Here is a 21735-nt window from a genome sequence, read left to right on the forward strand (position 1 = left end):
GGACGATCTCCGACCGGGGGCACGCGACGGCGGACCCGCGACACGAGGATGGAGGTTCCCTTGCGTCCGTCTTCCGCTTCAATCTATAGACTACTCGTCAAGATTCCGCCATCGCTCTCTGGCGCCAGCAGGCCATGACCCTCGATCGCACGGGTGTCCGCTCGGACCCACCCTCGGACGGAAACCCCCTCCGAAGGATCGCATGGGGTCTGTTTGCCCTGGGGGTGCTGTTCCTCCTGTGGCGGTTCCCCACGATGTGGTGCCAGCCCGGCGGCCAGGACGAAGAGTGCTACGCGGTCCCCGGCCTGACGATCCTGACGAGCGGCCGGCCGCAGATGCCGCAGCTCCCGGTCCGCGACACGCGGTCGGTCTTCTACCGCTCGGATGACGCGGTCTATCTGGAACCCCCCTTCTTCTTCTACTTCCAGTCGCTGTTCTATGCCGTCCTCCCCGACACCTACGGGACGGCCCGGCTCGCGTCCGCCACCGCGGGGGTCATGCTGATCGCCCTGACGGGAGTCCTCGCCCTGCGGGCCGGGCTCGGCCCCGCCGCGGCCCTGTGGGGGGCGGGGCTGTTCATGATGTCCCGCTGGCTCTTCTTCAACGCCACGATGGCCCGGCCCGACACCCTCTGCTCCGTCTTCGGCCTGCTGACGATCCTGGCGGTCCACGCGTGGGACCGGAGCCGCAAACGGCGATGGCTGCTGGCCGCGGGGGTCGCGATCGGACTCGGCGGACTGACGCACCCGTTCGCCCTCGCCTACGCGGTGCAGGCGGCCGGCTGGATCGCGCTCCGGTCGCGTGGGGCCGGACGGCTCGGAAACCCGGCGCTCGTCGCCGCGGTCTCGCTGGCGGTCGCGGGCCTGTGGATCCCGCTCATCGTCCAGTACCCCGAGACATTCCGGATCCAGTTCCGCAATCAGTTCGTCCACGACGCGGGGGGCTCGCTCCTCGGGCGGATCGCGTTGCCGTGGGAGTCGCTGGCCTATCACGTCGAAAAGACCTGGCCCCACATCGGTCCCTGGCAGTTCCTCCTGCCGTTCGTCGGAACGGCCTGGGCGCTCCTCGCTCGCCACGACTCAGGGGAAGACCCGCGGTGGATCGGCTGGCTCGCATTGTCGGGAGCGTTCCTGATCGCCGTGCTGGTGGGAGCGCATCACCCGGTCTTCGGGTACTTCAGCTATCCCGCGGCGCTCGCCTTCGTCGGCGTCGGGGGGGCGGTCGACCGGCTGAGCCGCGGTCTGGCGCGTGTCCCCGGACTGGCACGTGTCCCCGGACTGGCGTTCCTGTTCGGTGCGGTGATGGTCCTCTCGATGCTCCCCGGCTCGGGGGCCCGGGCGACCCTCGCGCTGACGCGGCATTTTCAGGACGTCAACCACAACGCCCCGCGTTTCAGCCAAGCCCTCCTCAAGGAGCTTCCGGCCGACGCGACATACGTCGTCGCCCCCGAGTTCGTCCTCGACTTCCTGGCGGCGGGCCGGCGGACCCTCATGGTCCAGGCCCTCCCCAAAGACCCGCGCGAGAACGCTCCGCTGTACGACTACCGGATCGCCAGCCGCTCGATCGCGTACGTCGAGCCGGAGCGGACCTGGAACGACGAACGGCTCTGGTCCCGAGGGGACGCCTCCGACCCGTTCGCCTGCTACGCTGAGGTCTTCGCCACCCGTCGGTCCGTCCCCAAGACACCCGATGCGACCGAGTGATCGGCGTTGGCAACGTTCTTCTTCCCACGCCGCCGCATTTCCCGTTCTGAATACCGACCCTGATCGTGGCATCGCTCTCTCGACCCGACGCCGCCGATGTCCCTTCCACGGCAGACAATTCTTCCCGCGCCGCGCGGACGACGCGGTGGGGGCTGATCCTCATCGCCCTCCTGTTCCTCGCCTGGCGGGGACCGATGATGTACCGCTCCGCCGGCGGACAGGACGAGGAGTGCTACGCGGTCCCGGGCCTGACGATCCTTGAGACCGGCCTGCCGAAACTCCCGCACCTTCCCTCGCGGAACCCGGAGTCCCCTTACTACCGATCGGATGAGGCGGTCTATCTCGAGCCCCCGCTCTCGTTCTACGTTCAGGCCCTCTTCTATGCGGTCCTGCCCGATCTCTACGGCACGGCCCGCCTCGTCTCCGCCTTTGCCGGGATCGCGATCCTGTTCGCGATGGCCCGCTTTGCCCGACTCAGCGGCGGAACGCCGCGCGCCGCGCTCTGGGGAGCGGGGCTGTTCATGATGTCCCGCTGGTTCTACTTCAATACGATCGCGGCCCGGCCGGATGCCCTCTGCACGCTCTTCGGGTTCCTGGCGATTCTCTCAACCGAAGCCTGGACGCGGCACCGGACGTGGCGGTGGCTGGTCCTGGCGGGCCTGTGGATTGGCCTGGGAGGAATGACGCACCCGTTAGCGCTCGTCTACGCGATCCAGCTTGCGGTCTGGGTCTTCCTCGTCGAGCGGGGCTGGAAGCGGCTCCTTGGCCCGCTCGCGATGGCCGCAGTCGCTGTGGCGGTCGCGACGCTCTGGATTCCGCTGATCCTGCAGTTCCCGGAGACATTCCAGATCCAGTTCCGGAACCAGTTCCTTCACGACCGCGGCGGCTCGCTCCTGCTGCGAAGCCTGTGGCCCTGGGAGTCGATCGCCTTCCATATCGGCTTCCTCTGGCCGCACATCAACCCCTGGCAGTTCCTTCTGGCGATCGGCGGAGCGATCGCGTGCCTCGTGTTCGGCCGCCGCGAAGGACGTCCGCTCCTGTCGACGATCGGCTGGCTGTCGATCTCCGGCGCCTGGCTCCTATGTGGCCTTGTCGGAGCGCACCATCCGGTCTTCGGCTACTTCAGCTACCCGTCGGCCCTGGCGTTCATCGGCGTCGGCTGGACGGTCGATCGTCTCTCCCGCTGGCTGTCGGAGCGCGGCCGCGTGGGACGCGCCGCCGGTCTCGGATTCGCGATGCTGCTCGTGGTCGCCATGCTCCTCGGCTCCGGAATCCGGGTCACGTGGGCCTACTTCCGGAACTGGAACCGGATCGACTTCGATGCCCCGCGGTTCGTCGAGCAACTCCTCGCCCGCCTCCCGCGGGACGCGACGTACCTCGTCGACGAGGAGTTCGCCCTCGACTTCATCCGCGACGGCCGCCGGACCCTCGCCTTCCGGGCGATCGTGGAAGGGGCCGTCCCGCCGTCGACCCCCTACGACTACCGGATCGAGGGCCGCTCGACCGACCGGTATTTCGCCCATCTCCGCTGGGACGACAACCTCCTGTGGACCGAAGGGGACCCGCGCGACCCCTACGGCATTTACGTCAAGGTGCATCGACGGAAGACCGCTGAGACTTCGCCGTTGCGCTGAAGCGGTACCACGCAGGGTTCGATTTGGGGCAACCGAGGCCCGTTTCGGCGAAAGCTGCCGCTGGCCCAAATCGCAGCACCTGCGGATGGGGGATCGGCGTTGGCGCACTTTCCCGGATCGGCCTATGCTCGCCGAACGATGTATGACGCGGCTGCCCTCAATATCGACTTCTGGCGCGATCGCCCGGTCTTTGTGACCGGGGGGACGGGGTTCCTGGGGGGCTGGCTCGTCAAACGGCTTGTCCAGGCGGGAGCCGAGGTCGTGTGCCTCGTCCGCAACTGGACTCCGCAGAGCGAATTCGTCAGCTCGCGGCTGATCGAACAGGTCAACGTCGTCCGCGGCGATCTCAGCGACCAGGCTCTCATCGAAAAGACACTCGGCGAGTTCGAGATCCGGACCGTCATTCACCTTGGGGCCCAGTCGGTCTCCTCGGTCGCGCTCAAGAATCCCGGGGCCACGTTCGACACGAACGTCGGCGGCACGTGGAAGGTCCTCGAAGCGTGCCGTCGGACGCCGGCGGTGGGGCAGATCCTGATCGCTTCATCGGAGAAGGTTTACGGCGGCGGTCTCGATGAGCCCCGCACGGAAGATTCCCCGCTCTTGGCCCGCAGCCCGTTCGATGTCAGCAAGGCGTGCGGCGACCTGATCGCCCAGTCCTACGCGCAGAACTACGGGATGCCGATCGTCGTCACCCGCAACGGCAACCTGTTCGGCGGGGGCGATCTGAACTGGCAGCGGATCGTTCCTTCCAGCATCCGTTCGATCCTTCGCAAGCAGCGGCCGGTGATCCGCTCGGACGGCTCGCGGATCCGCGACTTCCTGTACGTCGAGGACTGTGCCGCGGCGCATATGTTCCTGGCGGAGGAGCTGGCCCAGCGCGAGGAGCTGGCGGGCGAGGCGTTCAACCTCTCATCGCAGACGCGGCTCTCGGCGCGGGAGATCGTGCAGAAGATTATCGAGGCGACTGGTTCGCGGTTGCGTCCGGAGCTCTTGGGCGAAACGTTGCCGGAGCCGACGCAGAACATTCTCTCGCTGAGCAAGACGCACAGTGTTCTCGGCTGGCGGGCGACGACGGATTTTGACGAGGCGCTGCGTCGGACGATCAGCTGGTACGAGAGTTTTCTCGCGCCGCCGTCGGTCCGCCGCGACATTCTTCCGCTGCCAAACGTCGCCTGATCAAACAGCCCACTTGCCGGCTCGGCTTCGCTGGCTCAAACCCAATGTGCGACGGCAGCTGGGGTCAAGGGGGTCTCACCCCCTTGCCGCCGGAGGCACTTCCATGAGGAACCGTGGGACACAACGGGCGTCCGCTTTGTGGGACCGGCGCTGAGGACTCACCGCTCGCTTCGTAATCCCCGGGGTTGGTGAGGTGGCATCCGGCACGTTGTCCGCGCCTGGACACTCACTCCTTCAGACATCTCTCGACGGCTAGGCCTCCGGCGGGCAAAGGGGCGTTGCCCCTCTGCACTCCCCACCAGGGTCCCCCTGGACCCGGTTTTAAGGGACGATCTGGACTTCCGCGCCTTCATTGAGCGGGGCGGCGATGCTCACCTCGTAATCGCTCCCGAGCTGCCTCCCGATCTCCACCGCCTCACGCTCGGCCACCACCTCACTCTCACAACACAGCGAAACCGTCGGCCCCCAACTCGTCTGCACCAGTCCCGTCTTCCCCGCCTGACGCCGCGCCTCGGAATACCCCCACGCCCGACCATCACTGAACGGAAACTCCTGCACCGGCGCAAAGTACGTCCCGACCAGCCTCCCGTACTCCGACAACCCCCCGGCAAACACCCGGCAGTCCCCCGCCCGGAGCGCCGGAAGCAACTCCGCCAGAACGATCCGCGCCAGACGATTCGACAGCGCCTCCGCCATCGGCGGCAACCGCGCAAACGCCGCCCGCTCGCTCTCCCCGCTCAAGCCCACTGTCGTCCGCCGACACGCCAGCACGAACCGCCACTCCGCCGGAACCGCCGCCCGACAAGCCAGCGTCCCAATCGCCTCCTCCGGCGTCTTCCCGGCATCGACCAGAAAGCCCCCCTCGTCAAATCCGTGGAGCCCGATCGCCGACCGCTCGCCCCGATGCCCCAGCCGAGCCCGCCCCGCCGCCGAATCCGGCCGGGCGTCGAACAGCGTCGCCACCGCCTCCGCCACCGCCAGCGACAATTGCGTTCCTGAGCCAAGGCCCCGATGCGGCGGAATCGCCGCCAACACGTCGATCCGGACCCCCGCTTTCTGTCCTAACTGCGACCGGACCCGATCCAGAATCTCCCGGACGCGGCCTGTGTCTCCTGCTTCGGCCTGAATCTCGTCGGCTTCGGCCCGCGTCGCCCGGACGCGGCACGCCGGCTCGGCCAGCATCACGCCGATCCCGCCAAAACGCCGCCCTTCGCCGCCGCCGCAGGCCAGCGGCCCAAAATGAAGACGGGAACCGGTGGTCACTTCAACGGAGCGGGACATTCCGGGGAGCTGACGCGGGGACAGGGGCAGGCGGGGAAGGGGACGCACGATCAGGTGGGACGAGCGGACAGAACCGCCACGAAGGACCGAACCCCCGCCCGGAGTCTGGATTCCGCCCGGGGTTCCGACAAGCGTCGGAAGTCGCCAGTCAAAAGAGTCCGGTTTCGCCGAGGGTTCCCGATCTGACGATTCTGCCGATCCGGGGAGATGGTTGCCCCCGGGCACGGTGCGATTTGGCAACAGGGCGAACCTTTCGCCGACCGGCCCCGACCGCTTTGACCCATATTTGCTCGACGCCGGAGCCGGCGTTGTCAGGCCGCGCTGAACGTGCGCGGCCGGTCCCCGCCCCCGCCCCCCTTGGCACAATGGAGCGCGAGCAGGATGGCCTACATCCTCTTCCTGATGGCGAACGCCGCGCTCTTCCTGCGCCCAGCGGAGCTGTTCCCCGCCATGGGGGACTTTCCGCTGTACATGTACCTGATCACGGCGGCGATCTTCGCCTCCGCCCATCAGATCCTCGATCAGCTCCGGCCGCGGAACCTCTTCTTCCAGCCGGTCAGCCTGTGCGTGATCCTCGTCACGATCGCGACGGCGATTTCGCACCTCTCGCTCGGCGATGTCGGCTCCGCGATCAAGAGCATCAACGCCATGGCGAAGGTGATGCTCTACTACCTGACCCTCCTCTCGGTCATCAACACGCCGCAGCGGCTGCGGACCTTCCTGGTCACGACCGCCCTCTCGGCGACCGTCATGATCACCCTCAGCATCGTGGACTACCGGGACTTCGTCGCCGAATGGTCGGGACGGGACGACCTGGAAATCGTCCGCGAGGAAGAGAAAGACCTCTTCGAAACCAACGAGCCCCGGCGGCTGCGGCACGTCGTCGACTGGGGGAACGTCAGCGAAGACGGCCAGCAGCAGTGGATCTTCCGGATCACCGGTCTGGGGATGTTCCGCGACCCCAACGACTTTGCTCTGGTCCTCAACCTGACGATCATCATCTCCTGCTACTTCCTCGCGGACCGCCAGCTCAGCTCCGCGCGGTACCTGTGGGCCATTCCGATCGCCCTCTCGTTCTACGGCCTCTACCTCACGCACTCCCGCGGGGGACTGCTCGGCACCGGCGTCGCCCTCATGGCCTGGATGTCGACGAAGTACGGCGGACGGGTCGCGCTCATGATCGGTCTCATGGGGGCCGCGGCAGTCCCCGTGGCGCTTGGACGACAGGGGAATATCGACGTCTCCGGCGGCACCGGGCAGCAGCGGATCCAGCTCTGGGCCGACGGCCTGAACCAGATGAAGACCTCCCGCGCGGTGTTCGGCATCGGCGAAGGGAAGTATCCGGACGTCGCGGGCCTCGTCGCCCACAACTCGTTCATCCACGCCTACGTGGAGCTCGGCTTCGTCGGGGGGACGTTCTTCTTCGGGTGCTTCTTCCTCCCGGCGTGGGCGTTCTACCTCATGAAGCGGTACCGCTTCCGGATCGAGGATCACGACCTGGAGCGGATGTTCCCCTATATGGCCGCCATCGTCGGCGGTTGGTGCATGGGGATGGCCTCCCTCTCCCGCTGCTACGTCCCACCCACCTACATGATCTGCGGCACGGCCGCCGCCTTCCTGAACCTTGTCGGCTACTACCGCGCCCGGCCCGTTCCCGTCCTGGTCTTCAACCACGGACTGGCCCGGCACCTCGCGGTCTGCAGCTTCGGATTCCTTCTCTGTTGTTTCGTCTTCGTCCGGCTGTTCGTCCGTTACTGAGCCGCCGCGACCGGCGATCCCGACCGACTATGCCCAACACCATCCCGATCAGCGTCGTCATCCCCGCGTACAACTCGCAGGACTGCCTCCGCGCGTCGATCCAGAGCGTTCAGGAACAGACCTACCCCGTCCGCGAGATCATCGTCGTCGACGACGGCTCCAAGGACGCCACCGCCTCCGTCGCCTTCGAGTGCGGCGCGAAGGTCATCCGCCAGCCGAACGGCGGTCCCGCCGCGGCCCGCAACAACGGCATCCGCCACGCGAAGTCCCCCTGGATCGCGCTGCTCGACGCCGACGACTCCTGGCTCCCGAACAAGCTCGAGCGGCAGGTCCTGGGGATCACGGACGACGTCTCGTTCCTCCACACCTACTGCGTCATCGACGAGACCGGCCCCACGACCGAGGACGTCGTCACCTTCGAAACGCTCTGGAAGCGGAACACCCTCGGCACGTCGACGATCCTGATGCGGAAGTCCGCCTGGGAAGACGTCGGCGGGTTCGAAGAGGACCGCGGGATCATGGGGGTCGAGGACTACAACCTCTGGCTCCGGCTGGTCCATAAGGGGCACAAGGTCCACACGATCCGCGAGCGGCTCGTCCACTACACGCCGGCTGACGGGAACCTCTCGGGCCAGCTCGAGCGGATGATGCGGAGCGAGCTCAACAACGTCGAGAAGATCGACAAGGCGTGCGGCCTGACCCCGGATCAGAAGCGCCGCAAGCTCGTCCAGATCTACGAGGAGTGGGGCCGGGCGATGTTCCACGCCCGGGACATGAAGAAGGCCCGCCGCTGCTATGGCGAGATCCTCAGCATCCAACCGCGGGTCCACGCCCTCGTCCGCTGGATGGCGACCTACATGCCGGTCTCGCTCCTCAACCTCCGCCGCACCGCCGTCCACGCCTGACCGACGACTCCGGACTGAACACCGACAACTGAAGACTGACACCTTTTCCGAATGACTCTTCGCAAGAACATCCTGACGAGCTGGGTCGGCCATGTGGTCATCATGGTCCTCGGCTTCTTCATGCTGCCGTTCGTCCTCGGGGCGCTCGGCAAGAGCACCTACGGGGTGTGGCTGTTCATCAACGCCCTCGCCGGGTACTCGTCGCTCCTCTACATGGGCTTCGGGGCCACGGTCTGCCGTTACGTCGCCAAGCACGCCCACCGGGAAGAGTGGACCGATCTCAACAACGTCGTCAGCGCCGTATTCGGCGTGTACTGCGCCATGGCGGGCGTCGTGCTGCTCGCCTCGGCCGGGCTGGCGGCGGTCGCGCCGTGGCTCGACCGCTGGGGGACGCAGTCGCTCGGGGAAGTCCAGCTCGCGATCCTCCTGAACGGCGTCTCGACCGCTTTCGGCATGGTGACGAGCGTCTACGGCGGCGTCCTGATCGGGACGCAGCGGATCGACCTCAAGCAGTCGATCGAGACCGGCGCGGCGCTGATCCGCTTCGCCCTCGTCTTCGCCCTGCTGCTGTGGCGGCCGAGCCTGACGACTCTCTCGCTGATTTTCCTGGCGGTCACGATCGCCGAGAACGCTCTGCTGGTTTACTTCGCGTACCGTCAGCTCCCGACCCTCTCGGTCCGGCTGTCGAACGTCCGCCGGTCGGTCCTCCGGGACTGCTTCGGGTTCACAGTGTTCAGCGCCCTGGCGTTGATCGCCGAGCACCTGATGTACATGACCGACACCGTCGTGATCGGCCTCTGCCTGGGGGTCGAGGCGGTCGTGCCGTACGCCATCGCCCTTCGGATCTGCCAAATGGCCCAGACGCCGCTGAGCAAGATCGGCGAGGCGATGCTCCCCAAGGCCGGCGAGTTGCACGCCACCGGCAAGCGGCAGGAACTCGTCGAAACGACCGAGCGGATGCTCGGCCTGGCCTTCGTGCTCATCACGGCGGCTTTTATCGGCTGCTGGTTCTTCGCTCCGATGCTGGTCGACATCTGGGTCGCCCGGAAGGACCCCTCCTGGACCCCGGCCGACACGCAGACCTGCCTTGCCGTCCTGTCGATCCTGCTCGGGGCCCAGATCGTGGCCCAGCCCGCCACCGTCCTCCGCAAGACTTTGCTCGGGATCGGAAACGTCCGCTACCCGGCCTTCATCGACTTGGGGGCGGCGCTCGTGAACCTGGGGTTGTCGCTGGCCTTCGTCTTCTCGGTCGGCGTCGTCGGGGTCGCCTGGGGTACGTTTATTCCGCTTGTGCTGTTTGAGCTGTTTCTGCTGGCGCCGTACGCCAACCGCGAAGTCGGGACGAGCTGGTCCCGGCTGTTTCGCCACGGGCTCCTCCCACAACTCCCCGCACTGGCCGCACTCCTGACCTATTGTTGCGTTGTCGCCTCATTCCAACCCTCCCACGGCTGGCCTCAACTCCTGTCGATCGCGGCCGGAGGGGGAGCGGTCCTGGGAGCGACCTGGTGGCTCACCCGATCCCGCCTCCGCCGACCGGCTCGGTGGGGCAGCGCCTCAAATCCCTCCTCTTCCGTCGCCAAGGTTCCGTCTGTCGGACCGCTGACGACCGGGAGTGTCTCCCCATGACGGTCTCGACCGCATCGCCGAACCTGATCCTCCGCCGGCCCCCGCCGGAAGAGGCGGTCGTGTCGCGCCTCGTCGTCGAGACCGACGCGATCCGCGCCCTCGACCAGTGGCGGCGGCTGGAAACCCGCCTCACACCCGCGGCGGCCCGCACCAGCTTCCGCAACGACCACGGCTACGGCTGTTCGGCCGACTGGACCGAGCTCTGGCTCCGCCACTACGGCCCGCTCGTCCCGCACCGCTTCCTGCTCCACGTCACGACCGAGGGCTTCGGTCCCGACCGCCGCGAGACCGTCACGGGGATCGCCCTCGTGACGCAGTCCCGCATCCGCAAGGGGCCGCTCGTTCTGCGGCAGTGGCATCTCGGGACCGCCGGCGAGCCGGGGGCCCACAGCGTCTGCGTCGAATACAACCGGGTCCTCGCCGAGTCCGCCTTTCGGACCGACTTCCACGAGAAGATCGCCGAGTGGTTCCTCGACGCCGGCCAGGACGGCATCGAGCTCGACGGTCTCGCTCCCGAGGAGTGGGAAAGCCTTCGCCCCTTCCTGCCGCCGATGGAGCTGCGGACGCAGGCCTCGAAGTTCTTCCGGCTGACGCGAGCCCGCGCGGCCGGGACCGACGTCCTGAGCCAGCTCGGCCGCAGCACCCGCCAGGGACTCCGCCGGAAGCTCCGCGACTACGGACCGATCGAAACCACCTGGGCGACCGAGGCCGACACCGCTCACGCGATCGTCGACGAGCTGATCGAGCTGCACCAAGCCCGCTGGAACGCCCTCGGCAAGCCCGGCTCGTTCTCCAGCCCGCTCTTCACCGCCTTCCAGCGGGACCTCCTGACCCACTGGGCCGAGTCGCAGCGGGTCGTCGCCTTCCGGGCCCGGCACCAGGGGGAGACGGTCGGCTGCCTGGTCCTGCTCGTCGAAGGCCGGCGGATCCTCGACTACTTCTCCGGGTTCTGCGCCTTCGACCGCAAGGCGAGCCCCGGGATGGTGACCCACGCGCTCTGCATGCAGGAAGCGCTCGAGCGCGGCTTTGACGACTACGACTTTCTCGTCGGCGACAAGCAGCACAAGGACAACCTCTCGACCGACGAGGCGACGCTCGTCTGGGGGACCTGGCTCCCGGACACCTGGAAGATCCGCACCTACAGCCTGCTCCGCCAGGGCCGGCGGAAGGCCCTGGACTGGTTCAAGCGTCCTGCGGCGGAGCCCGCCGTCCCCGCGAACAAAGAGAACGAACACGAGGGTCAGCAGCCGACCTGAAGCCGCGGGTCGCAGGAGCCGCTTCCGCGTCCCACGGCCTCGCCGGCCCCTCCCTCTTCCCGATCACCCACCACCGACATGTCTCTCCTCATGCCCACCGCACTCCTGACTCATCCGACGTCGACGACCCGTACCGAGGCCGGCGGCGCCACGCATCGCCGCCTCAATGTCTGCCACGTCAGCATGTCGCTGCTGACCGGGGGGCTGGAGCGGCTCCTCGTCGAGTTCGGCAAGTTCCACGACTCGGCCCGCTACAACCTGCGGTTCGTGGCCCTCACGGAACTCGGGCCGCCGGCCGAAGACCTGCGGAAGCTCGGCTTCCAGGTCGACGCGATGTGCCTGGCCCGGAACGGCAAGCGGGCCGCCTATCGCCGGCTGAAGGAGATCCTGGTCGACGAGCAGATCGACATCATCCACACGCACAACACCTGCCCGCAGTTCTACGGGGCCTTTGCGGCGTGGCAGACCAAGATCCCCTGCATCCTGAATACGCAGCACGGCCGCGGCAGCGGACCGCGGCTGAAGGACCAGACTATGTTCATGATCGCCAACCGCTTCACGCGGCGGGTGGTCGGCGTCTCGAACGACTCGGCTCGCCTGTGCCAGGAGCAGGACCGCGGCTCGGCCCACAAGATCATCGCCATCCAGAACGGGATCGACTCGACCCGCTTCGCCTACACTGGCCCGACCGACGCGAACGTCGCGATCTCGGTCGCCCGTCTCTCGCCCGAGAAGGACTTCCCGACGCTGCTGCGGGCCACGAAGCTCACGGCCCAGTCGGTGCCGGATTTCCGCCTGCGGCTCGTCGGCGACGGCGCGGAGCGGAAGGGTCTCGAAACACTGAGCCGTGAACTGGGGATCGCCGATCGGGTCGAATTCCTCGGCGAACGGTCCGACATCCCGAGCCTTCTGGCGCAGGCGGGATTCTATGTCTCCTCATCGAAGACGGAAGGGATCTCGCTGACGGTCCTCGAAGCAATGGCGGTCGGCCTGCCGGTCGTCACGACGGCGGTTGGCGGCAACCCCGAGATCGTCGCCGAAGGGACGACCGGCCACCTCGTCCCGCCGCAGAACCCGGAAGCCCTCGCCCAGGCGATCGTCGAGATGTGCGGCAAGCGGTCCACCTGGAACGGCATGGGCCGCGCGGCCCGCGAGCGGATCGAACAGCAGTTCGAGATCCGCACGATGATCCGCCAGTACGAGCGGCTGTATGAGGAACTGCTCGGTGTCCGGAGCTAGGTCTCCGGTCTCAGCGGGAAGGCCCCTGCTGACCCGCCGGCCTTATGTACCCGCACCAGCCTGATCCCCGACACCCGATACCTGAGACCCAGTACCCCTCCCATGTCCTCCCCTCTTCGGATCGCTCTCCTCGGCTGCGGGCAGATTGCCGACGCGCACCTGCAGGAGATCCGTAAGCTGCCGAGCGCCAGGCTCGTCGCGGTGTGCGATGTCCATCAGGACCTCGCGGACCAGGCGGCGGCCCGGTTCGAGGTCCCGGCGCGGTTCACCGACCTGCAGGCGATGATCGAGAGCGCGCGGCCCGACGTCGTTCACGTCACGACCCCTGCCCACACGCACGCCGGTCTCGCGGCCCGGATTCTGGAAGCCGGCTGCCACGTCTACGTCGAGAAGCCGTTCACGCTGGACGCCGTCGAGGCAGCACGTGTGGTCCACGTGGCCGAGCAGCACGGACGGCACCTCTGCCTGGGGCACGACCAGCTCTTCGACCCGATGTGGGGCGAAGTCCGCGGTCGCGTGGACCGCGGCGAGATCGGTCCGGTCCGGCATGTCGAATCGACCCTTGGGTATCCGATCTCGGGACAGTTCGGCACGCAGGTGACCGGCGATCCGAACCACTGGGTCCGCAAGCTCCCAGGGGGGTTGTTCCAGAACACGATCTCCCATCCGCTGTACCGCATCACCGACTTCCTGCTCGACGAGCATCCGCAGATCCAGGCCCACTGGACCCGCACGGGCCGGTTCCCGTTCCCGACCGAGCTAAGCGTCTTCCTCCGCGGCGAGAGCGTCACGGGCTCGCTGACATTCCTGAGCACGATCACCGCCCAGCGGATCACGAAGGTCCACGGAGCCAAGGGAGCCCTGGAAGTCGATTTCGACGCCCAGACGATCCGGCATCTCGCGCCGCCGCGGCTGCCGGGAGCGTTCGGCAAGCTCGATGCCCCGTTCCGCCAGTGGCGGGAAGCGGCCCGCAACTTCCGCCGCAACCTGTGGCGGTTCGCGAAGGGGGACATCCATTACTTCGCCGGAATGAAGACTCTCTTCGAGCGGTTCTACGGCGCGATCCAGAACAACACGCCGCTCCCGATTCCTCCGGCCGAAATGGTCCGGGTCACGCGGCTCATGGACGAGATCTTCGACCAGTGCCGCGACCGCGAGACGGTTCCCCAGGACCCGCGGACAACAAAGAAGCCCGCGGTCAGACCCCAGGAAACCCACCACCCCGCGGTCCTGACCTGAATCCTCACCCCTGACACCTGATACTTGGCACTTCCCCATGTACCCCTTCCTCACCGGCGGCACCGGCTTCCTCGGTCGACGACTGGTCAAGGCCCTTCGCGAAGACGGCCTGCCAGTCCGCTGCCTCGTCCGCGGATCGAGCGACATCGCCCCGCTGCGGACGTTCGTCGGTCCTGAGCTGTGGGAAGGGGTCGACGTCGTCCAGGGGGACCTCAACGACGTTGCCGGGATCCGCCGCCTGATGGACGGGTGCGATACCGTCTACCACGTCGCCGCCGCCCTGGCCGGCAGCACGGCGGTCATGTTCCTCAACACGGTCATTCCGACCCGCCGGCTGATCGACGCCGCGGTTGAGGAAAACGTCCGCCGCTTCGTGACCGTCAGCTCGCTCGGCGTCTACGGCGTCGCCGGACTCCGCACGGGAAGCACGCTCGATGAGACGACCGCGGTCGACGCGGCGCCGCACCTCCGCGATCCCTACACGTACAGCAAGGTCGTCCAGGAGCAGGTCGCCTGGCAGGCGCACCGGGAACGGGGACTGCCGCTCGTCGTCATTCGCCCGGGAGTGATCTTCGGCGAGGGGCGGAGCATCCTCAGCAACCGCGTCGGCCTCAAGCTCGGCCCGCTCCTCCTCCGCATGGGGGGGAGCCAGACAATGCCCTACACGTACGTTGAGAACTGCGCCGCCGCCCTGCGGAACGCCGGGATCGTGCCGGGGATCGAAGGGGAAGTGTTCAACGTCCTCGACGACGGCCTGCCGAGCGGTTCGCAGCTCCTGCGGATGTACCGGAAGGCGGGCCAGCGGGTCCGCGCGGTCTGGCTGCCGCGGCCGCTGATCGGTCCCGCCTCGAGCGTCTACGAGTGGTACTCCCGGTGGTCCGGCGGCCAGTTGCCGGCGGTCATCACGCGGTACAAGAGCGACAGCATGTGGAAGCGGGTCCGGTACACGAACCAGAAGGCGAAGGAGCGGCTGCAGTGGACCCCGCCCGTCTCCTTTGACGAGGCGTTCCGGAGAACGGTCTCGCACCCCTGCGGCGCCTCCTGACGGACCAGACGCTGCCGGTTTCCGCCCAACAGTCACCTGTCCCGTTCCTCCCTGGCCCGACCTCCTCTCCGCAATTCCGGCGGACTCCCCTCAGGCGAAGTGCGGTCTCCCCTCATGAACATCCTCTTCATCAGCGAGACGTTTCCGGACGCCGCGCACCCGGCGCAGGGGACGTACAACGAGGCGCTCTGCCGGGCGCTGGCGGTCCGCCACCGGGTCCGTGTCGTCTCCCCCCGGCCGTGGATCGAGGCCCTCCCGCACCGGCTCCGCGGCCGTCGCTACGAGACTCCCGAGAAGGTCCGGGCGAGCGGGATCGAAGCCCTCTATCCGACGCACTACTACCTCCCCCGCGTCCGCGAGTGGAACTACGGCCAGCGGATGTGGCAATCGGTCCGCCGCTCGGTCGCCCGCCACGCCGCCGAAGGGGCCTTCGACGCGGTCCTGAGCTACTGGGCCCATCCAGACGGCGAGGCCGGGCTCATGGCGGCCCAGTCGCTCGGCATTCCGTCGGCGGTCATCGTCGGCGGGTCGGACGTCCTGATGCTGCCGAAGCGGAAGAATCGCGGCGCCTGCGTGACGCGGGTCCTCACCGAATCGAGCGCCGTCTTCACCGTCAGCGAGGGGCTGCGGCAGGCGGTCATCGGCCTGGGGATCGATCCCGCCAAGGTCCACACGACCTACCAGGGGGTCGATGGCGAAGTCTTCTGTTCCGGCGACCAGAGCGAAGCCCGGAAGCGGGTCGGCCTCCGCGAAACGGGAGCCCGCCGCCTCGTCTGGGTCGGCCGGATGGTCCCGGTGAAGCGGGTCGACCTCCTGGTCGAAGCGGCCCATCTCCTGTGGCAGGAGGGCCTGCGGTTCTCGCTCCATCTCGTCGGCGACGGTCCCCTCCGGCGGCAGCTGCAGACCAGGGTGTCCGACCTCGGACTGCGGGAATGCGTCTTCTTCGAAGGGGCGGTGTCGCACGCCCGGCTCCCGGACTGGTACCGCGCGGCGGACCTCGTGGTCCTGAGCAGCGCCTCGGAAGGGCTCCCGAACGTCCTCCGCGAAGCGGCCGCCTGCGGAACGCCGTTCGTCTCGACCGACATCGGAAGCATCCGGGAGATCGCCGATCCCGGCTTCTCCCGCCTCGTCCCACCCGGCTCGGCCCCCCACCTGGCGAAAGGAATTCGCGAGGCCCTGGCGCCGGAACTCCGGGACGCGGCGCAGCGGTACTGGCCGCGTTCCTGGGCGAATTGTGCCCGCGACATCGAAGAACACTTCGAACGACTCATCGGAAAGCGCGGAACGTCCGATCCATCCCCCAAGGATGGCCCGGAGGACACCGGGTCCTCCGGCGAGCTCGCGCTGGAGCATGCGGACATCATCCGCTGACCGGCTCACCCAAATCACCTCGTCTTTCGTCCGACATTCGTCCCTGTCACCTCAGTCCATCACCATGCGTCGCGTCCTCTTCGTTTCGTACCTCTTCCCGCCGGTCGGCGGAGTCGGGGTGCATCGCGTCACGAAGTTCGTGAAGTACCTGCCGCAGTTCGGCTGGGAGTCGACCGTCCTGACGGTCGAGAACCCCTCCGTCCCGCTGCTGGACGACAGCCTCCTGAAGGACATCCCCGCCGGGACCGCGATCCGCAAGGCGCGGACCTGGGAGCCGGGCTACGGGCTCAAGAAGTCGGTCTCCGGCGGACAGTCGACCGGACGCCGCAGCCTGCTGGGGCATGTCGCCGCCGGACTCAAGGCCGCCGCCCGCCAGATCGGGAACACGATCCTGCAGCCGGACGCCCAGATCCTGTGGCGGTGGAACGCCATCCGGGAAGGGATGCGGGCTCTCCGCGAGACCCCCCACGACGCCATCATCGCCACCGGTCCGCCGTTCTCGTCGTTCCTCGTCGGCCAGGCGCTGGCGAAGAAGTCGGGACTCCCGCTGGTCCTCGATTACCGCGACGAGTGGGACATCAGCAACGCCTACTGGGAGAACAAGCGGCAGGGGGATTTCTCGAACTGGGTCCAGCAGAAGATGCAGCGGTCGGTGCTCCGGACCGCGCGGGCCATCGTCGCCACGACGCCGGCGAGCACGGAAGCGGTCAAGACGATCACGCGGCACTCGACCTACAGTCCCCGCGCCGCCTGCATCTACAACGGCTTCGATCCCGAGGATTTTCCCCCCGCCAGCGCCCCGGCGGTGAAGAAGGACTACGGGAACGGGACGCACCGCTTCCGGCTCTCGTTCATCGGGACGCTGTGGAACCTGAACTCGATCGAGCCGCTCGTCCGAGCGGTCCAGTACCTCGCCTCCTCGCAGAAGATCCTCCTCGAGCATCTCGAGATCGTCCTCGCGGGACGCCGGACTCCGGACCAGGAAGCGATCGTCGACCGGCTCAGCGCCTTCCCCTGTGCGGTCTCGCGGCTGCCGTTCGTCTCGCACGCCGAGGCGGTCGAGATGATGCGCTCCTCGGACGCCCTGCTGATGCTGAACGCGGACGTCCCGCACGCGCATCGGATCATCAACGCCAAGACGTTCGAGTACATGGCGGCCCGCCGTCCGGTGTTCGTCATCGCCCCTCCCGGCGATGTGTGGGACATCCTCTGTAACCTCCCGGGGACCGTCCTGTGCGAGCCCGCGCGGTTCCACGCCACGGCGGAGAAGCTGGCGATCGCCATCGAGCAGCACCGCTGCGGCGTCCATTTCGACGACGCCCACTGGGACATCTCCCGCTTCGAGCGAAAGAACCTCGCGGGCGAACTGGCGGACCTCCTCGACGACATCCTGGAGGAAGACCGCTCCCGCGTCGGCCGGACCTCCAAGCGCCATCCCGAGACCACCGCAGCCTACTGACCCTTCCGGATTCCCTCCGGCAATCCAGTTCTCCAACTGATCCAGTTCTCCAACTAATCCTCGAGACTTGCGACCTGATCCTTCCCGCCGAAGACGCCCCATGTTCCTCTCGCTGATGTACCACAACGTGGTGGAGGACGGATTCTTCGAGAGTCCGCGAGGGACCTACGCGCGGCTCAGTCCGTCGATCACCTCGTACTTCCTCGAGGAGTCGGCGTTCCGGCAGCACGTCGCCTGGCTGCAGCGGGAGACGACCCCCCTGACGCTGAGCGACGTGCGGAACGAGCTTCTGCCACGGGTCGCCGACGCGCCATTCCGTCCGGACGTTATCGCGGCCCCGACCCGCTCCTGGCCGGAACGCAGGCCACGGGTCCAGGTCACGTTCGACGACGGCTGGAAGGAGTCGGTCGACCGCGCGGGGCCGATCCTGGCCGAGGCGGGGATGGAAGCCCTCGTGTTCGTGACGACGGATCTCATCGGCAAACCGATGTTCCTCTCCCGGGGAGAGCTCCAGCGGCTCCCGTCCCACTACCGAATCGGCTCACACGCCCGGACGCACGACTTCCTCAATGAGCTGTCGGAGACGGCGATCCGCGAGGAACTGGTGACGTCCCGCAAGGTCCTGGAGGACATCACGGGCAAGCCGGTCGACACGATCTCGATCCCGAACGGGGCGATCGACGCCCGGGTGCGGCGGATCGCGGTCGAAGCGGACTACCGGCTGATCTACACCTCGGATGTCCACGCGAACGGACCGCAGACGGGCCCGCTGGCGATCGGCCGGATCGCGATCCGCGACACGACGACCGCGGCCCATCTGGAAAATACCATCAGCGGAACCGGCCTCTCGAGCCAGTCGCTGCGGCGGGGCCTGCTCAACATCCCCAAGACGATCCTCGGCCCCCGCCGCTACCGCCGTCTCCGCGGCTGGCTGATCGGCGAGCGTTCGGACCAGCTGGAGATGACCGACCTGTCGCGGGCCTGACGGCCGCCCGGTTCGACCGACGATTGTTCGAAGCGACGAGGCTGTGCCGCCCCTCAGCCTTCGGGCGAAAGCTCGCCGTTCTCGTCGTCCCGGTTCCCCGCCTTCCCGATCTCCTTTAGAAACCGGGCGGCGGTGTCGGTGTCGCAGAAGTCTTCGACCTGGCAGATCTGGTCGCCGCGGAAGGTGAAGATGAGGTGGATCCAGACCGGCGGCGCGACAATGTCGCCGTGGCGGACCACTTCCGAGTAACGGGCCACCACGTGATCGCCGCTGACGCTGAAGACCGGCGCGATCGGCTCCGGGTTGCAGCGGACAAACATCCCGAAGAACAGGTCGAGGTACGCCTGAAGTCCCTCGAAGCCGGGCCAGGTCCCGGAGAGCGGATTGACGCTCGGATCGGCGTGGAAGATGAACCGGACATCCTCCGTGAGCAGGTCCCGCATGTGGGCCAGCATCCGGATCTCGTACCGGTCGTAGATCTCGAAGAACCGCCGGACGGCCGCGACCGGGTCGAAGGCCAGCATCGGGACCGACACCGCCTCATCCTCGGTGCTCAGGGTCTGGGCAAGCGTGCTGAGAACGTCGTGGCGGACCGTCTCGCCCGCTTCGGCCTTGCGGATCACCCGTTCCGAGTAACCGGCGCGGGTCGCCAGTTCCAGCTGCGACCAGCCCCGCGACTTACGGAGGGCCCGCAGCCGCGGACCGTTGGCGCGATTGAATCGTGACGATTCCCCTCTCTCCGGCATCGTCTCTCTCCGTTCCCTGTCCCGCTTACCGGCCCGTGCCTCAGGGAGAGCCCTCCCCCCGCCGCACTCGACCCGGAAAACACCGGGTGCACCAAGGAAAATCCTAGCGACTTCTCCGCCGTGCCGGTTAGTTGCCGGTCAGGCGAACGCTCCGAAGCTTAGCATCCCCGGGTAACGAACCGGGACTTCGCGGGCCAATCTCCCGGTGCGCACTGTGGTTCGCAGCGATGCGAGCCGCGGGGAAGGTTGCGGGCTAAGGGCCGATTCTCATCGGCCCGACCTTCTTTTTTGGCCCGTTCCCCGACTTTCACGCAGGGACCCAGCGCCGATCGGAGTCGAAAGCGGATTCCGTTCGATCAATCAACGATCGTTGAAGTATTCTTCCGTGCCGGCCGAGTCTTGGGTTACAGTGGTTCCCCTGGCTCGCCGCTCCTCGAGCCATTACGGAAGGAATGGACGATGTTGCCACGCTATCAGTTCACCCGCCGGGGATGCCTGCAGGTCTCGGCCGCCGGTGTCCTGGGGACCGCTCTCGGACGACCAGCCGCGGCGTCGACGGACCGGCCGCAGCGGGCCAAGTCGGTGATCCTGGTCCTGTGCAGCGGCGGACCGAGCCAGCTCGACACGGTCGATCCGAAGCCTGAGGCCCCCGCGGAAATCCGGGGCGAGTTCTCGACGATCGACACCACCCTCCCGGGTGTCCAGGTCTGCGAGCACCTCCCGCGGCTGGCCCAGACGCTCGACCGCTGGACGATCCTCCGGACCCTCGTCCACAAGGAATACAACCACCTCCTGGCGACGCATGTCGCCCTGACCGGCCGGCCGACCCCGATCCCCCGCGGCGGCAGCGATCTCGACCGGGTCCAGTCGCGGTTCGACTTCCCGAACGTCGCCTCGTGCCTCGACTACGTCCGTCCGCGGAACGACGGCATTCCGTCGGGGGTGTCGCTCCCGAACTACTTCATTGAAGGCCCGCTCACGTGGCCCGGCCAGTACGCCGGGTTCATCGGGGCCAAGCACGACCCCTGGCAGATCAACCAGGATCCGAACGATCCGAATTTCCGCGTCGAGGCCCTCTCGCTCCCGTCGGAAGTGACGGGCTCGCGGCTTGTCTCGCGGCGGCAACTCGTCGACACGCTGACGAGCCTCGACGACCGGGATCTGGGAACCCGTCCGAAGCAGTACAAAGACCAGCAGGAGGTCGCGTTCTCGCTCCTGACCTCGGCCAAGGTGACGAAGGCGTTCGACATCGGCAGCGAGCCGGCGGAGGTCCGCGACCGCTATGGCCGGAACAAGTTCGGCCAGTCGCTCCTTCTCTCGCGGCGGCTCGTCGAGGCGGGTGTCCCGGTCATTCAGGCCGCGATGGGGATCGTCCAGACGTGGGACACCCACGTCGACAACTGGGGGCGCCTCAAGAACACGCTCCTGCCGCAGCTCGATCAGGGGCTGCAGGCGTTGATGGACGACCTCCACGCCACGGGCCGCATCGACGACACGATGGTCATCGTGATGGGCGAGTTCGGCCGGACCCCGAAGATCTCGACGCTGCCGGGGTCGACGATCGCCGGGCGGGACCACTGGCCCAACGTCTACTCGGGCCTCTTTGCAGGGGCGGGGATCCGCGGCGGGCAGGTGATCGGCACGAGCGACAGCATCGCCGCGTATCCGATCACGCGCGAATGGACCCCGGCGGACGTCCTGACGACGGTCTTCGACGCTCTCGGCGTCGATCATGACGCGCACATCTCGGATCCGCTCGGGCGGCCGAACCGCTTGTGCAACGGCGAAGTGATTCGGCCGTTGTACGATGGGAGAGGCTGAAGGCTGAAGGCGGAAGGTAGAGGGGAACAGAGTCCCTTCGGAACGGATGAGGCAAGGCATCGCAGGACACAGGCCCGCATCAAAGACGGAAGGGCGAGCCATAAGGCTCTTCTCTACCTTCCGTCTTCAGCCTTAAGCCTTCCGCCTCTCCTCTCACGCTGCCTTCTGGTGCTGCTTGAGCACGTGATCGATGATCCGGCAGCCGGAGGTGAGGAGGATCCGCTTGACGTGCGGGTCTTCGGTCTTGGCGGCCTGCTTCTCGATCGAGTCCACCAGCTTGACGGCGGCGGAGAGGTGGATGGTGGACGATTCGGCAGACATCGGATTCCTCCCTGTTTTTGCAGCGGGCCAACGGAACATCCTGTCCGTGTTGCGCGGCCGGTAGGGAGGGAATCGTCTGGACAATCGTCCCCTCCGGACGATTTGGTCTCTCTCCCTCAGAGCCAGCCTCACCGCTCCAGTTTGCCTCGCTGGTGATTGCCTGTGTCTGC

Annotated in this window: 17 protein-coding genes; 14 read left to right on the forward strand and 3 right to left on the reverse strand. The window is 67.4% G+C overall.

Going from position 1 to position 21735, the window contains the following annotated elements; all coding sequences use genetic code 11:
- Positions 1-134 precede the first annotated feature (134 nt).
- From VT03_RS17290 to VT03_RS17300, 3 genes are all read left to right on the forward strand, one after another.
- Positions 135-1703, forward strand: coding sequence for an ArnT family glycosyltransferase (locus VT03_RS17290; protein ID WP_082846297.1), 1569 nt, complete (start codon positions 135-137; stop codon positions 1701-1703).
- Between the two features lie 65 nt (positions 1704-1768).
- Complete coding sequence (locus tag VT03_RS17295) at positions 1769-3337, forward strand: glycosyltransferase family 39 protein (protein ID WP_075094137.1); 1569 nt, start codon at positions 1769-1771, stop codon at positions 3335-3337.
- A 138-nt stretch (positions 3338-3475) separates the two neighbouring features.
- Positions 3476-4513 (forward strand): NAD-dependent epimerase/dehydratase family protein, encoded by a 1038-nt coding sequence (locus VT03_RS17300; protein WP_075097164.1) that lies wholly within the window; start codon positions 3476-3478, stop codon positions 4511-4513.
- A gap of 321 nt (positions 4514-4834) precedes the next feature.
- Here the strand turns inward: VT03_RS17300 and VT03_RS32775 are convergent, their stop codons facing one another.
- Positions 4835-5794: a hypothetical protein gene (locus tag VT03_RS32775; protein ID WP_156514569.1), complete on the reverse strand. Its 960-nt coding sequence runs from the start codon at positions 5792-5794 to the stop codon at positions 4835-4837.
- 381 nt (positions 5795-6175) lie between these two features.
- On the opposite strand from VT03_RS32775, the gene VT03_RS33580 reads away from it, so the two are divergent.
- The 10 genes from VT03_RS33580 (at position 6176) to VT03_RS17355 (ending at position 18677) form a co-directional block, all read left to right on the forward strand.
- Positions 6176-7552 carry an O-antigen ligase family protein gene (locus VT03_RS33580; protein WP_075094139.1) on the forward strand — a complete coding sequence of 459 codons (1377 nt, stop codon included), beginning with the start codon at positions 6176-6178 and terminating at the stop codon, positions 7550-7552.
- A 29-nt stretch (positions 7553-7581) separates the two neighbouring features.
- Complete coding sequence (locus VT03_RS33585; protein WP_075094140.1) at positions 7582-8457, forward strand: glycosyltransferase family 2 protein; 876 nt, start codon at positions 7582-7584, stop codon at positions 8455-8457.
- Positions 8458-8508: 51 nt separating this feature from the next.
- Positions 8509-10083 carry an MATE family efflux transporter gene (locus VT03_RS17320; protein WP_075094141.1) on the forward strand — a complete coding sequence of 525 codons (1575 nt, stop codon included), beginning with the start codon at positions 8509-8511 and terminating at the stop codon, positions 10081-10083.
- Complete coding sequence (locus VT03_RS17325; protein ID WP_075094142.1) at positions 10080-11339, forward strand: GNAT family N-acetyltransferase; 1260 nt, start codon at positions 10080-10082, stop codon at positions 11337-11339. The genes VT03_RS17320 and VT03_RS17325 overlap by 4 nt, the downstream gene beginning before the upstream one ends.
- A 90-nt stretch (positions 11340-11429) precedes the next feature.
- Positions 11430-12578: a glycosyltransferase gene (locus tag VT03_RS17330; RefSeq protein ID WP_156514570.1), complete on the forward strand. Its 1149-nt coding sequence runs from the start codon at positions 11430-11432 to the stop codon at positions 12576-12578.
- Positions 12579-12680: 102 nt separating this feature from the next.
- A complete protein-coding gene (locus tag VT03_RS17335) occupies positions 12681-13817 on the forward strand; it encodes a Gfo/Idh/MocA family protein (RefSeq protein ID WP_075094144.1) in 1137 nt (378 codons plus the stop codon).
- 37 nt (positions 13818-13854) lie between these two features.
- On the forward strand, positions 13855-14862 hold the full coding sequence (locus VT03_RS17340; protein WP_075094145.1) for an NAD-dependent epimerase/dehydratase family protein: 1008 nt from the start codon (positions 13855-13857) through the stop codon (positions 14860-14862).
- A gap of 114 nt (positions 14863-14976) precedes the next feature.
- The gene (locus VT03_RS17345; protein ID WP_075094146.1) at positions 14977-16233 is read left to right on the forward strand and encodes a glycosyltransferase; all 1257 of its coding nucleotides are present in this window, start codon (positions 14977-14979) and stop codon (positions 16231-16233) included.
- A gap of 64 nt (positions 16234-16297) precedes the next feature.
- The gene (locus VT03_RS17350; protein ID WP_075094147.1) at positions 16298-17692 is read left to right on the forward strand and encodes a glycosyltransferase; all 1395 of its coding nucleotides are present in this window, start codon (positions 16298-16300) and stop codon (positions 17690-17692) included.
- Positions 17693-17792: 100 nt separating this feature from the next.
- On the forward strand, positions 17793-18677 hold the full coding sequence (locus VT03_RS17355; protein ID WP_075094148.1) for a polysaccharide deacetylase family protein: 885 nt from the start codon (positions 17793-17795) through the stop codon (positions 18675-18677).
- Positions 18678-18730: 53 nt separating this feature from the next.
- Here VT03_RS17355 and VT03_RS17360 read toward each other — a convergent pair whose 3' ends face one another.
- Positions 18731-19423, reverse strand: coding sequence for a helix-turn-helix domain-containing protein (locus VT03_RS17360; RefSeq protein WP_075094149.1), 693 nt, complete (start codon positions 19421-19423; stop codon positions 18731-18733).
- A gap of 459 nt (positions 19424-19882) precedes the next feature.
- Here VT03_RS17360 and VT03_RS17365 point away from each other — a divergent pair, with 459 nt between their 5' ends.
- Positions 19883-21244, forward strand: coding sequence for a DUF1501 domain-containing protein (locus tag VT03_RS17365; protein WP_075094150.1), 1362 nt, complete (start codon positions 19883-19885; stop codon positions 21242-21244).
- 153 nt (positions 21245-21397) lie between these two features.
- Here the strand turns inward: VT03_RS17365 and VT03_RS33590 are convergent, their stop codons facing one another.
- The gene (locus VT03_RS33590) at positions 21398-21565 is read right to left on the reverse strand and encodes a hypothetical protein (RefSeq protein ID WP_156514571.1); all 168 of its coding nucleotides are present in this window, start codon (positions 21563-21565) and stop codon (positions 21398-21400) included.
- Positions 21566-21735 lie beyond the last annotated feature (170 nt).

This window comes from Planctomyces sp. SH-PL14 (genome assembly GCF_001610835.1).
Taxonomy (GTDB): domain Bacteria; phylum Planctomycetota; class Planctomycetia; order Planctomycetales; family Planctomycetaceae; genus Planctomyces_A.